Origin of the sequence: Photobacterium sp. GB-210 (genome assembly GCF_003026075.1) — a bacterium.
In the GTDB taxonomy this organism is placed as follows: domain Bacteria; phylum Pseudomonadota; class Gammaproteobacteria; order Enterobacterales; family Vibrionaceae; genus Photobacterium.
Window position 1 is genome coordinate 1 of sequence record NZ_PYNU01000036.1, and the last position, 14347, is coordinate 14347.

At 40.7% G+C, this 14347-nt stretch carries 11 protein-coding genes; 10 read left to right on the forward strand and 1 reads right to left on the reverse strand.

Annotated features, from left to right (window positions below):
* Positions 1-323 precede the first annotated feature (323 nt).
* From gmtY to greB, 4 genes are read left to right on the forward strand one after another with little or no spacing between them, the layout of a single operon-like run.
* Positions 324-1619 carry a gamma-mobile-trio recombinase GmtY gene (gmtY, locus tag C9J38_RS21095; protein ID WP_107208766.1) on the forward strand — a complete coding sequence of 432 codons (1296 nt, stop codon included), beginning with the start codon at positions 324-326 and terminating at the stop codon, positions 1617-1619.
* Positions 1619-5248, forward strand: coding sequence for a VPA1269 family protein (locus tag C9J38_RS21100; RefSeq protein ID WP_107208767.1), 3630 nt, complete (start codon positions 1619-1621; stop codon positions 5246-5248). Before gmtY ends, C9J38_RS21100 begins: the two co-directional genes overlap by 1 nt.
* 1 nt (position 5249) lies before the next feature.
* Positions 5250-5873, forward strand: coding sequence for a gamma-mobile-trio protein GmtX (gmtX, locus tag C9J38_RS21105; protein WP_107208768.1), 624 nt, complete (start codon positions 5250-5252; stop codon positions 5871-5873).
* Between the two features lie 18 nt (positions 5874-5891).
* The gene (gene greB, locus C9J38_RS21110; RefSeq protein ID WP_107208769.1) at positions 5892-6371 is read left to right on the forward strand and encodes a transcription elongation factor GreB; all 480 of its coding nucleotides are present in this window, start codon (positions 5892-5894) and stop codon (positions 6369-6371) included.
* On the opposite strand, the gene C9J38_RS21115 is transcribed toward greB, so the two are convergent.
* Positions 6368-6682 carry a helix-turn-helix domain-containing protein gene (locus tag C9J38_RS21115; protein ID WP_107208770.1) on the reverse strand — a complete coding sequence of 105 codons (315 nt, stop codon included), beginning with the start codon at positions 6680-6682 and terminating at the stop codon, positions 6368-6370. The genes greB and C9J38_RS21115 overlap by 4 nt on opposite strands.
* Before the next feature lie 103 nt (positions 6683-6785).
* Between C9J38_RS21115 and C9J38_RS21120 the strand changes: the two genes are divergently transcribed.
* From C9J38_RS21120 to C9J38_RS21145, 6 genes are all read left to right on the forward strand, one after another.
* Positions 6786-7316 (forward strand): hypothetical protein, encoded by a 531-nt coding sequence (locus C9J38_RS21120; protein WP_107208771.1) that lies wholly within the window; start codon positions 6786-6788, stop codon positions 7314-7316.
* Positions 7310-8692, forward strand: a complete 1383-nt coding sequence (locus C9J38_RS21125; RefSeq protein WP_107208772.1) for a DEAD/DEAH box helicase — start codon at positions 7310-7312, stop codon at positions 8690-8692. Before C9J38_RS21120 ends, C9J38_RS21125 begins: the two co-directional genes overlap by 7 nt.
* A gap of 399 nt (positions 8693-9091) precedes the next feature.
* On the forward strand, positions 9092-10351 hold the full coding sequence (locus C9J38_RS21130; RefSeq protein ID WP_107208773.1) for an N-6 DNA methylase: 1260 nt from the start codon (positions 9092-9094) through the stop codon (positions 10349-10351).
* Between the two features lie 2 nt (positions 10352-10353).
* A complete protein-coding gene (locus C9J38_RS21135) occupies positions 10354-12627 on the forward strand; it encodes an ATP-binding protein (RefSeq protein ID WP_107208774.1) in 2274 nt (757 codons plus the stop codon).
* Positions 12628-13260 carry a hypothetical protein gene (locus C9J38_RS21140; protein WP_107208775.1) on the forward strand — a complete coding sequence of 211 codons (633 nt, stop codon included), beginning with the start codon at positions 12628-12630 and terminating at the stop codon, positions 13258-13260.
* On the forward strand, positions 13253-13936 hold the full coding sequence (locus C9J38_RS21145; protein ID WP_107208776.1) for a hypothetical protein: 684 nt from the start codon (positions 13253-13255) through the stop codon (positions 13934-13936). Before C9J38_RS21140 ends, C9J38_RS21145 begins: the two co-directional genes overlap by 8 nt.
* The last annotated feature ends 411 nt before the right edge of the window (positions 13937-14347 follow it).

Genomic DNA, 14347 nt, shown 5'->3' on the forward strand with positions numbered 1-14347 from the left:
ATTAGTTCCATTCCATTACACATACTATTTACTGCCATATTATCTGAAATGTATCGGGTTTGATTTGGTGGTTATTCAAACTTGCAAGCATAAGAACCGTCAACTATATACTAATAAGTATATTAAGGGAGACTTGGTTTTTGTATGAGCAATGTAAACTTAGTACTAGGAGTTAGTATGTCAAAATTCTTTCTTAGTTATCAGAAAGTGCATGAAGTTACAAGAAAGATGAAGGTTAAGTCGGCAAAGGAATACAAAAATCTTTCAGGCAAGCCTGATCGCGGCACCAACGACTCAAAGCCATCGAAATAAAGTGACTAATAATGGCTTATTCACTTAAAAGAAGAGTCTCTTATAAGGTTAGTACTGCGTCTTTATCACATAGCTTTCCTGCCATCTTCACTAAGAGCGGTTTGCTGATTTCTCATTTGAGGTACTTGTATTCTAACCGAAGTAAATCGACATCTTGGATGGAGAGAAATGCCTTTGCTGTTGAGCTTCTTTTAAAGTTCATTGACCACCAAGATTCTAAATTTTCATCTGCCACAGAGCTACTGAGAGCGTTCGTCGAAGCATTACAGTTTGGGACTATTCAAGATGGACAAGACGACTCTGGTTTGTTCTGGTCACCTCGTAGAAATGAAGACGTAAATGTTCTTCTTCGCCATATTACGGATTATTGCGACTACCTCGACACCGTTCATGGCACTGACTTGCCCAAGCTAAATCCTATGAGGAAAGCAACTCATTCAGAAGACCGTTTGCAATGGTGTGCTTACTACAGGAGGCATAGTCGTAGCTTTTTGAATCATTTAGCTAAACCATCTCAAGAGCAATTCTCAGTTGCTAGAAAGATTCGAGGACCTGAGAGTCATTTAGTCGATATTGAAGCGGTATATCGCTTTCCAGAAGATAGAATTGAAGACTTACTTTTGTACGGTTTTGTTTCTCCTTCTGGAGTGCCGGATTATGCCAGTCAGTTGATCGTAATGTTGATGCATTTCGGTGGGTTACGACTGTCAGAGTGCTTTCACATATATATCAATGATATATCAATAGATCCTAAATCAGGTTCAGCGCTTATATCGGTTTTCCATCCTAGTGATGGAAAGTCTCCTGATGAACGTTTCAGTAAACGAAATGAATACTTAGCTCATAAATACCGAATGAGTCCAAGGAACGAGTATGCGAGAAGTCATAGGCTCTACGCTGGCTGGAAAGGACCTCTGCTCACAAATCGCGACCTATCCTTTGATGTCATGTTTTATCCGGCACGTAAAGCCGTTGAGTTCACTCTGTTACTGCAAAAATACCTTTCGACTAAACCAGCTTCAGACTGTCCTTTCCTATTTGCTAACTCAAAAGGTAACCCTGAGAGTAAAAAAAATTTCAATCAAAAGCACTGTAGAGCAGTTAAAAGAATCGGACTCGAACCTTCCAAATCGCTAGGGACGACCCCACATGCACATCGCCACTCCTATGGATATAGATTAAGCCAAGGGGGGTTTTCTCAGCTAGAAATTCAAAAAGCGATGCATCATAAAAGCCCTGATAGTTGTTTGGTCTATTTGAAACCTTCTGACGACGAGGTTCGTCAGCAAATGAAAAATACTCGCTGATGAAAACATTCTACAAAACTATAAATCAAGCAAGCAAAGCGGCGATAGGATTGGGCATTCAATCGCAGTTTGAGTATTCGCAGCGTTACAAAGAAGACGAGCGTCTTCCCTCGAGTCCAAATCAGGTTTATGTCAATGATTGGGTTGATTGGTTTAGTTTTCTGGATAAAGAAAAGCGGCCTTGGTATTCGACATATGCAGAGGCAAGCAAAGCGGCGATAGGATTGGGCATTCAATCGCAGCCTGAGTATTTGCAGCGTTACAAAGAAGATGAGCGTCTTCCTTCGAGTCCACAGCAGGTTTATGCCAATGATTGGGTTGATTGGTTTAGTTTTCTGGATAAAGAAAAGCGGTCTTTGTATTCGACATATGCAGAGGCCAGTGAAGCGGCGATAGGATTGTGCATTCAATCGCAGCCTGAGTATTCGCAGCGTTACAAAGAAGATGAGCGTCTTCCCTCGAGTCCAAATCAGGTTTATGCCAATGATTGGGTTGATTGGTTTAGTTTTCTGGATAAAGAAAAGCGGTGTTGGTATTCGACATATGCAGAGGCCAGTGAAGCGGCGATAGGATTAGGCATTCAATCGCAGCCTGAGTATTCGCAGCGTTACAAAGAAGATGATTGTCTTCCCTCGAGTCCATATAAGGTTTATGCCAATGATTGGGTTGATTGGTTTAGTTTTCTGGATAAAGAAAAGCGGTGTTGGTATTCGACATATGCAGAGGCCAGTGAAGCGGCGATAGGATTGGGCATTCAATCGCAGCTTGAGTATTCGCAGCGTTACAAAGAAGACGAGCGTCTTCCTTCGAGTCCAAATCAGGTTTATGCCAATGATTGGACCAACTGGATTCAATTCTTATTGCCCAGAGATATATCTAATCTGAAACAGTTCAAAACAGCATGTGCGATTCTAAAAATCAAAGATTCTGCTCAATATAGAGTTACGCAGAAGAGCTATTCTCAATTACCCTCCAAACCCGAAAAAAAAATACCTGACTGGAGCAATTGGTATGACGCTCTCGAAATACCAAGACCTTATGAATATGACGAACTAGCTGCTTTGGTTCAAAGCAAAGGCGTTTCCAGTCTCGCAGAATACGCGAAGCTTCGAGTTGAATCCAATGACCCTAGAATGCCCGCTAAGCCAGAAGAGCACTATCAAGGAAAGGGGTGGACGAATACTTATGACTTTTGGGGAGCGAAGCGACCATATCAAGTTAAGTACTTTACTGATAAATGGTCCTTGTGGGCGGAGACGATAAAAGAGTTTCTCAAGTCTGCACGTGGTGGAGATACCAAAGCGAAAGACTTATGTGAATTTGTTCGTGAATACATTGAGCCAAATGGTTTTGAAACATCCCCGTTGGAGTTTCTCACACGTGGCTCGACAAATATTCAACCAATGCTGAATCTATTTGAGCAAGTTCCAGTGACTCGTAGAAAAAAATGGGTGTTCTCAATCAATGAATTCTTAGATTGGATTATTTCGAACTACCTGATGTTAGAAGACACTGAGACTGGAGAGATTACTCACATAAAAGGAGCCAAAAACCCATTTAGTCATATTAATTTTAATGGAGAAGTAGCACCACAATTTGCCAATGAAACGGACAAGATGTCCCTGCCATATCAATTTGTAAAACAAGGGCGCGAGTGGATATTTCCCTTAGACTCAATAGAAAAAAAACTAAGCTATAGGGATTTGAGTCATTTACATTGTTTTGCGTCAGATTGGATACAGATGGAAGATGACTCTTTGCTAGACAAGGATGACCCTGACATCGTTTTCAAAGTTGAAAATGGAAAAACCTACCTTTGGTTTCCAACATACTGGACCTATACATACTCACTCATGCAACTTCCGGCGAGAGGAATGCAAATTGTCTATTGCGACTCTGGAGAGGCTGATCAAGAACTCGCCGACTTTAAGAATAATAAAGTCGTTTGGAAGAAAAATAGGACTAAGTTAGCTGGTCTAACCAATCGGCAGAGCATGGTGAGTAAGTCCGGCCAAGGAGAGTTCGGTGTCCATTACACGTCCAACAAAACTAAGTTTGATGGTTCGGGCTACACGATTCCCTTCATGCCTATAGAGCTGGCATATTGGTTGGTAAAGCTTAGAAAGTGGCAACAGAAATATAATCCACTTACGGAGCCAACGAAATGGCTTGACTGTGAGCGCACCAATCTAAACGAAGTACAGCTTAAGCGCAAAGGGTCTAATTGCTTTTTATTCCGAGACTATCTAGAAAAAGAGCCAGGCACATTTAATGGCAGGTTAACGACACGACTTGCAGTTGCGCTATATTTCTCTGGTAAGAATGATATTACAACGGCTACCTACAAAGGGCTGAAATACAATCAATCGATTAAAGAGTTGGAAAAGAGTCAAACGATACCGCTTTCACACTTCAAATCCCCTTACACTCCACACTCAATGCGCGTCAGTCTGATTAACGCGTACACCTTTGAATTTGGTATTCCTCTGGAAGTCATTATGAAATTGGTCGGTCACTCCAGTATTCTGATGACAATCTATTATACCAAGAGCGGTAAAACAGGCGCCAACTTGCGAGAGAAAATGGAGGTGGGAGAAAAGGAGGCGATGAGCAAAGCAACTCAGACGCTCAAATCCTTTGTGGAGCAGCAGCGAATTGAAGAGGTGAAATCACAGTTGGTAGGTTCGTCTGTTGATCTACTGAATTCACTAGACAATGCTCGACCTGCTTCCAGCTATCTTTGGAAAGACTTTGGTATCTGTCCGGTGGGAGGTGCTTTTTGCTCGGAAGGGGGCTGTCCTGTAGCCTCAAAAGCCAACATATATCACCCCGTATCAGCAGGTTATTTAGGTGAGCAGAACTGTTTTCAGTGTCGATTCTTTATCACCGGCCCTGCTTTTTTGGTTGGACTTGCCGCCATGTTCAATGAGATAAGCCTAGCCGTAAATACGCAATCTATACGTTACACCTCGCTTGGTCAGAAGCTTGATAATATTGCAGAGAATATAGATGTCATTGATCACCAACTTTACAAAATTAAAGCGGACAGCTCAGAGAAGTCGGCTTTGGAGTCTGATAGGCGTGAGTTAGTTGGAGAGCGTGTGCACTTGAACTCACAAATTGAAACACGAGCGAAGAAGCTGGATTTGTATCTCTCAGACATGAACGCGATTCACCGACATATCTATAATTGTCAAATTCTTATGCGTAACTCTAAAGAAAACACGGAGCATCACTATCAGCTTATTGTTCCGCATGAATTCACACTTGGTGTTGAGCTCGATGAAGTAAGCAGCTTTCATCAGCTATCAGAGGTATGTTCGAACGCAGAACTGTACCATAGCTGTAGCGACGATTTAGCGGTCACTAGACGCTCTCAAATGATCGACAAAATGATGGTTGAAAATGGTATTCAGCCACAGCTCTTTTTACTGTCAGAAGAAGAGCAACTCTTAGTTGGGAACCAATTAACAGAGCTAATGCTGACACGTTTGAAAGGCTGGGAGAACGTCGACCGCCTCATGGATGGGAGCTTGAGTCTAAAGGACTTGTCGATAGATAACCAGTTCGACGAAAAGACGATTCGTGAATTGTTCGAGAAGTCGAAACCACTAAAAAGGATCGGTTAGCATGTCAGAAATTACTCCTGAGCAAGTACTGAGTCAGCTAAAAAAGAAAGCATCATCTCGGGTACAGAACTCACTAGAGGCCGTGTTTACCATATGCAAGGAACAACAAGAGCGCGGATTGAGCGACTTTAGTTATTCAACGATAGCTCGTCTTGGTAAAGGAAGAGGTGTTCCCGCTGCACAAAGCCTCCGCAACAAAACTGGTGAATCGTACCGAACTTTAATTGCTAGCTTCAACTCTTCAACAAAAGACCAACCTAAATCGGTACGAAACACCTCAAAAGGTAAGATGCACGCTTGGATAGATGAACTCGAAGATCCAGTAGTTAAACTTCAAGCTAACATTCTCTATGCTCAGAAAAAGGAAGCGGAACGATTACTCAATGAAGTGGTGCCAATCAATCAGGTCATTGAAGTGTTCGATAATGTCGATGTCTCTGTGGCGTCGATTAAGCTCACTGAGCTGGAGCGAAGCGCATTGGAGTACCTAATTTCCAGTGAGTTTTTACGCAGACATCAATTGGAGCTTGGAAAAAATGGCAGTATAGTCTCGAGTGATACTCAAAAGTCTTTTTTCCGTGTTGCGACTATCGATGCAATCAAAAAGGCGCTACAAAACTTATAGATAACTTGGACTGTAGAAGTGAAAACAAAACTAATCACCAGAGAAGGTTATAACAAACTTAAAGCAGAACACGACCATCTGTGGAATGAGAAGCGTCCAGAGATCACCAAAATCGTTACATGGGCAGCTAGCCTTGGCGATCGCTCTGAAAATGCAGATTACACCTTCAACAAGCGTGTACTTCGTCAAATAGACCGGCGTGTACGATTCCTTCGTAAGTTTCTCTCTGAGGTGACCATCGTAGACTATTCTCCTCAACAAGAAGGAAAGGTCTTCTTCGGCGCTTGGGTTGAGATTGAGAATGAAGCAGGTGATGTAAAGAGATTCAGAATTGTGGGTCCTGAAGAAATCTATGGAGACGCAAAAGACTACATCTCTATTGATTCACCAATGGCGAGAGCATTGGTAAAGAAGGAAGTGGATGACGAAGCCACCGTTCGCACACCTGAAGGTGACAAAGAGTGGTTCATAAACTCAATTAGCTACAGCAACCCCTAACTTTCTTCGGAATCGCTCAACTTATTGATAAGCTCTTGCCTCTCCTCTTCGCTAAGTTTTGCAATCAAGCAAGCTAACTTGGCAGAGCTTTCTTCCTCACAAAAGAAATAGTTCAAAGGGACATCAAGTTCTTCGGCTATCAGTTTAAGAGTCTGAATATCTGGAGCATGTTTCCCTTTTTCATACTGATTCATTCTTGCACTCGCAGAACTCTCATCCATACCTATTCGTATCCCCAAGGCTTTTTGGGAAAGTGTGACTTTTTTCCGCGCTTCTTTGAGGCGAATAGGGATTGGGTTTTGTAAGGACACTTATTGCTCATATCAAAAATCTCAATGTAACTAAGATTTTCTTAGTTTTATCGATTTCTGTATACTAAGCAATCCTTAGTTTTTGGTTCTGTACGAGTTGTAAATGAAACGTTCGACGAAAATCAGTGCTATTATGCACAAGTTATTGATTGAAAAAGGTATGGATGGTTTTTCGGTTATTGAACTACGCGACGCCTCTCTTTCTATTAGTGATCTTAGAAAGAAGCCTGATGAGGCAAGAAAAATACTCTACAGACAGATTCTTCGTTTTGTGAGAAACGGTTGGCTTGAAAGTGAGGGAAAAGGACGAGATAAAAGATACTTTCAAACGGATCTGTTTCACTCTCTTAATATGAAGTCTCAAGTAGAACGAAAGAATGTCTCCTATCCAGTGAAAGCCTCTCCAGATTACTCGGTATTGCGCCATGAGCGAAACCAGTACAAGGCTGAGTTAGAGATTGTTTTGGGTGAGATCGACGAATACCAATCGCTCTATCGTCGTTTCCCTGAACTGGAACAGAGGCTTAACCCTATGTTGCAGCAAGCGAGAGATCGCTCAGCACATCTATTTGGCAAAGTGAATGTATTAACCAACGTGATTAACACCATATCTTCGGATGTTGCCGAATGTTGAGAAAATGGCAGCAAGAGTGCTCTGAAAGAGCGTTACAAAACTACAAAAATAAACAGCACCACTTTTTTTGCCAAGCGACTCCAGGAGCTGGGAAAACGGTATTGGCGGCAACTATTGCCTCTAGGTTGTTGAAGGATGACATGGTTGATCTTGTTTTGTGTTTTTCACCATCTTTAACGGTATCGGATGGTATAAAAAGAGCCTTTTCAGAAATTCTCAATTGCACTTTTAATGGCGGTTTGGGGTCGATTGGGCAGTCGCTTACCTACCAATCTATTCAGTTTCTCAGCGAAGAGTTTTGGCTAACATTATCTAACTATCGAGTATTTGTTGTGTTTGATGAGATACATCATTGTTCTGGTTCTGAGTATGAAAAAGCGAACGTTTGGGGGCAACAGATCCTTACAAAGATTCAGGGACTAGCTACCTATACCTTAGCGCTATCAGGTACGCCTTGGCGTTCAGATGCATTACCAATAGTGATGGCACAGTATAGCGACCCAGATGGAAAGGTAGTGGTCGACTATCAATACACTCTCAAGCAGGCCGTTGCTGATCATGTTTGTAGAGCACCAAGAATTGTACTGTTAGACAATGAAAAGTTGTCGATAACTAGCGACGGAAAAGCAGAATCGTTTTCATCGATTCTCGAAATGCTAAAGCAGACTAAAGCTTCTTATCAGAGCGTGATATACAATCAAGAAGCCATGGAATATTTGCTTGGACTTGGCTGTAAGAAGCTGGCAGAAATCCGTGCTCAATCGTCAAACGCTGGAGGATTAGTTGTCGCTTCTTCTGTTCAGCACGCTCAAATAATCAAAAATATACTCTATCAAAAGTACGCTCAAACAGTCTCCATAGTGACTTACCGCCATGAAGATCCTTTAGCCGAAATCGAACGCTATCGTAAAAGTGATACTCAATGGATCGTCAGTGTAGGAATGATTAGCGAAGGTACAGATATTCCTCGTCTTCAAGTTTGTTGTCATATGAGCTCTGTGAAAACTGAGCTGTACTTTAGGCAAGTACTGGGGCGAATTCTTCGGGTAAATGGAAAAGAAAACCAACAGGCGTGGCTGTTCACTTTTGCTGAGCAAAGTTTGATTCAATTTTCTGAGCGGGTTGAGCAAGATATTCCAGAGTCTTGTCTCTATGCAAAAATGGGACAATCAATTGAATCTGATTTCTTTGATCAATCAAATAACTTAAAGGTTATACCTCCTTTACTACCAAGTAGATACGGAGTGAGTACAGAAATATCTTGGGGAGACCAAACCAACCGCGTAAATCACTATGGAGGAGAACTCGAAGCACTTTATGAACTTAAGCTTGGAGCTTTCAGGCAGAGAGTTATTTTGGCTTTTGTTTCATCATAAACACTATGTGCTCACCGCCCGTAATTCATAGTTGGGCATTTCCGAGTTACACACCATAGGATGTCCGGAATACTCCTAATTGCAAGCTAGGTGGTTTGACCATATCTGAGTGGTCAAGTTGTCTCGGCCACTGCATCTCAACTCCAACAGTTGAAGAAGATTAATTAAGGGGCGTTGATAGAGTTGTGTTGGTGATGGAGAAGAAATGACTTCCCAAACAGTACTAGTAAATAACCACTCACAAAAGCGAGTAGTTTTTGTACTTTCATACCCCTGCAGAACACTCACGATTAAAAAAAATAAACCAGCTATAATACAGATACTTACAAAGCTCTCTCTTTTAGGTAACGACATGATTTAATGTTATAATCAACACAAATTTCTGCAGAAAACCCAATCATGAATGCCCTAAACTCGCATAACGCAGCGATGCGTAATTTATTACTATCTTCTGATCGAGCTGAACTCCAAAGTCTAGCTGACCTAGATAGTATTGACTCAGTGTTAAGAGAGCTGCTCACTATTGAAGAAATGCGAGAAGCTGGAAGCTTCTTTACAGGGCAGGAGTTAGCAACAGCAGCCGTCAATTTATTACCTGCCATTACATCCCACTCCGTAGTGCTCGACCCTACTTGTGGTGCTGGTAACTTGCTCATAGAGGCGTCGAGACAACTAGGAGTTAAATCAACGCTATCAGAAACATTGTTGGTGTGGGGACAAGTTCTGCAAGGATTTGACCTTTATTTACACTTTGTGGAGGCAACAAAGCTACGTATTGTCATCGAAGCTTTAAATCGTGGAGTCAAAAAGGATTGTGATCTAGACGAAGCATTCGATCTATTGCCTCATATTTATGTTCGAGATGCTTTAGACATTAATGAGCAAGACTTAGAACATGTAACACATGTTTTAATGAACCCTCCTTTTACAATTTGGCCTTCTCCTAAAGAAAACTATTGGAAGGAAGGAAAAGTTAACGCTGCTGGTATTGTGTTTGATAAATACCTTAGAGTGCTTCCAGAACATTCTAACGTCAGTGCTATTTTGCCCGACGTTCTTCGCTCTGGTAGTCGGTATAACGAATTCCGACAGTTTACATCAGCCTCTATGCAAGCTGAGATAGAAATTTGGGGACGATTTAACAATAAAACAGATGTGGATGTGTTTTTGCTATCAGGAGTAGTAGGAGAAAACCATCAAGCAGCGGTCTGGCATAGTGCAGAATATGCTGAGTCAACTATTGCCGATTTTTTTTCAGTTAGAATTGGACCACTAGTAGCGTATCGAGACCCTGAAGAAGGACCTGAATACCCATACTTTTATCCTAAAATATGTCCTCAGTGGGGAGTGGTTCGTGAAGCAACAGAAAAAAGGCGCTTTAATGGTAAAGTACTCAAACCACCATTTGTTGTGATTAAAAGAACGTCTAGCCCATCAGATAAACATCGTGCATCTGCAACGTTGATTAACCTTCGAGAACCAGTAGCTATTGAAAACCATATGATTGTCGTTACTCCCAAGGATGGAAAAGTGAATACCTGTAAGAAGCTTATGAAAGTGCTGCAGAACCCGCAAACTGACAATTTTCTAAATGAACGTATTCGGCTAAGGCACTTAACCGTTGGCGTAGTTAAAGACATCCCATTCTCAGAGGCATAATCATGGCACGTAGACTTTTAGCAAGAAAACCTTTTGATATGTCAGCTCGCGTTCCAATGCAGTTGGGGCGCGAAAGCATTTCGAGTTCAACGGTTGCAATGTCGGAGTTAATTAAAAACGGGTATGACGCTGATGCTGAAGATGTTCATGTCGAGTTTTATCTAAGAGACAATGCATTATCAACCCTTGTTCTTCGGGATGATGGTAATGGAATGGATGCTGAAACCATCTACGATCACTGGCTGAAAATCGGTACAGATTTTAAGAATGGCATTGAACTGTCTTTGAATAAAAAGCGAGTCCTTACTGGGGCTAAAGGGCTAGGTCGTTTAGGCTTAGACAGGCTAAGTAAAAAGGTCATTTTGTATACTAAGAAACAAGGTAGTAACACCGTTGTACAATTAGTTGTTGATTGGCGTAAATATGAAGGTACTAATGCTTCTATTTCTGAAATACAGCATGAGGTCTACGAGCAAGACTTACCTGTAAGAGGTAAGTACGGAGATATCTTCACTTCCGAAGAACAATCTGGAACTTATATGGTTCTAATTGGATTAAAAGACCATTGGACATCAGCATTTGTTGAAGATTTAAAGGAAGAACTCAGGCTGCTTATTTCCCCATACCGCAGAGCAAATGATTTTTCGATCACTATGCATCGAAGTATAAATGGCATAAAAAACACTCCAGAATTAATTGATACTCAAGAGCTATTAAAAGCTGCTAGCTGGGAAATCAAAGCCAAGGTTGATTCGGACCACAAAGTATCTTTAAAGTTCGTAAATAACACTACGGGCGAGGAAATTAAACAAGTGCCGACACCTTGGAAGAATTGGATTTCTAAACAAGGTGAAAAGCCATTATTTGGTGCGTTGGAATTTGAGTTCTACTACATGGTACGAAAGAAAGAGTTCCTTTCCAAAGTAGACATGACAACACGTAACTGGACTAAGTTCATGGAACTCAACCGAGGAGTTCGGATTTATAGAGATGACTTTCGAGTTCGACCTTATGGAGAACCAACAGGCAAAGGTGATTGGCTAGATTTAGGCTATCGAAAAGCATCCAGCCCTGGTGGTATTAAGCAAGGCGGATGGAAAATAGCCCCGACTCAAATTATCGGAGCCGTAAGTATATCCAAAACAACCAATGCCATTTTAAATGATCAAGCAAACCGAGAAGGCATCGTTGAAAACGAGGCTTATCTGCAGCTTCGCACTTTTATCCTTAAAGTTATTTCTTCCTTTGAAACTTTAGCGACCAAAGCTGCTCAAGCTAATGAAGAAACAGATCTAGCTCAAGAACTAGAAAGCATAATCAAGGAAAAAGATTCAGATCTAGATAAAGCTATTAATGAAGTAAAAGCATTTACGAAGAAAACTAAAAAACGAAAAAAGAAGACGCCTCCAGCGCAACTAGTAAACCAAAAACTGCGAGCACTAGAAAGAGCGAAACAAGCTCACCAAAAAGCACTAGATGAGTATTCTGCCTATATGGCGAAAGAGCGTGAGAAACTCGAAGATCAAAAGGATACTCTTTCTAATCTTGCTTCTCTAGGTGTATTGACTGTTAGTTTTGGACATGAAATTCGTACACACTCTGCACTAGCTTTAACAAATGCTCGGCTACTTACAAAGATGGTGCGAAAATCAAAACAAACGGGTGAGCAGATTAGCTACGAAAAGTTGATTGGCCTAACATCTAGGATGGTCACAGGTGCTGAGTATGTTGATACATTCTCCAAGTTAGCGATTGACAATATTAAACCAGACAAAAGAAAACGGAGAAAAAACTGCGTGCCTACTGTTTTTAGGCGTATTTTCGACATGATGTCTGCTTCATTTAAAAAAATGGGAATAGAGTACTCCTTTGAATTTATCAAAATAAAAGAAGAAGATTTTAATGTTCGCTCATTTGAAATTGACTGGGAAAGTATCGCTATAAACTTGGTCACAAATTCAACTTGGGCACTAGAAGGTACACCTAGAGAAGAGAGAAAAATTAAAGTTATCTTTGAAAGAGTTGGTGGCAATCGCCTCAAGCTAAGTTTCTTAGATTCAGGTTGTGGCTTGGAAGCTGGTCAAGAAGATACCATTTTCTTACCGATGCATAGCCGAAAAACTGACATCAAAGGTAATTCTATTGGCACAGGGATGGGGTTATCAATAATTAAAGGCCAAGTTGAAGAGCATATGACTTCAGGCACAATCACTGCAAAGCAGTATTGCGAGTTAGGCGGTGCTGGTTTTTACATCGAAGTGTTACAGGACAATTAAATGAGCACGATTTTATTTATAGATGACGATCAACAAATTCGAGATACTTACAAAGATTCGATGGAGTTTATGTTTGGCGATGGATTTGAAATTGTCTGTTTAGATGTTAAAGAGAGCCTCGGAGATATGATGCAGGTCCTTGCTGATTATCCAGATACCGTTTCATATTTTGTCGATGAGAACTTAAAACATTCTGGGGTAGCTACTTATTCCGGAATCGAATTAATAGATGAAGTCAGAAAAATTAATACAAAAGTCCCTATTTATATTCTAACAAGTGCTGCTGGTGAGGTTGATAAGTATCTAGGTAACATTGAATTCGTAATTGACAAGAATGACTGGGAAGATGAAGAGCGAGAAGAGGATCTTAAACAGCGTTTTTATCGTCACATCAATAGATACAAAGATATTAAGTCAAAACAGGCTAAGCGCTTTGATGAGCTTTTTGAAAAATCGTTATTTGGAAGCTTGACTGATGATGAAGCAGAAGAGTTTCGTGCTCTGAACTTAGGTCGAAGTAAAATACTCGCTGATGAAAGACTTATTAGTGAAAAATCGATTTTAGAACTCAATGTCGCTTCCGATGAATTAGACGCTATCTATGCTGAATTAAAGAAAGGTAAAGATGAATAGTTTATTTTATCCTGCACTTTCGCGAAGAGACCTCAGTCATTACTATAAGTCTGAAGGTGTTTTTTTTGCTACATATGGTTGCAAGACCAACTATACTAATGTTGCCCAAGATTGCCTGAATCGATGCGTTTATTGTGACACTCATATCGATGAAGTTAGAGAAGAAAAGTTTTCTCTAGATCACTTTAGACCACAGAATATTTTTAAGAATAAGTTCCAAATTCTGTGTATTCACCCTTTTAACTTACACCTCTCCTGTCAAAAGTGTAATGTGCTTAAATCTGATGATTGGAAAGGGTGCATAGAAACTCAAGATGGCCCATCATTCATTGCTAAAAAAGGCTATATTGATCGTTTCCAAGTAAACGCTTCGGAGCACTTCAAAGTTGACAATGAAGGAAAAGTTCAGTCTATAAATAGCGACGGTCCCGCAAAATATATGATTGGTCGCCTATTATTAAATAGAACAAGTCGTGTATATACACGCAAGCTTCGAGTGGTTCTTCACAAGGCTCATCTAGTTCAACGTATGCTTGTTAACGAAAAAAAAGAAATTGTTGCTGCTTGGAAAAGAGGGGAGCTTAAACCAGAAGAGGCTATGATAAAGATGGAGAAACTAACCGCTCTGTTCGACCGCTATGCTGACTTAGAGACCGTGAAGGTGCTATCTCCTTAAGGACAGTTTTAGAATGTCCACTTCTGCTTTGTGATAAGCCCTGAGACATCTAGACACTATAAGACAAGAAAAAGTAGTCCATTAAACTGCTCGTCATTCACTACTGATAGTTTTAACTAAATTGAAATGGGGCAAAAACAACTTCATTTCGCAGGTTGCGAATTGTTATAACCAAGCTGCTCTGTTTTACATTCACACCTTACAAAACGAATTTCCAACGAAAAAAAGGCGTTTTCGTTTTCCATGCCTCATCAGCATGCTTTGTTTTTGGAACAAAACCAAATGAGAGTGGACGATACTTTTGAAAGTTAACCCTTAAAATAGTATGCCTTGATAGTATGGTAACTATTTATGAGTTACCAATATACAAGTAGTATTGTGCCATTAGTACATTTTTAGTGGTTACAATTG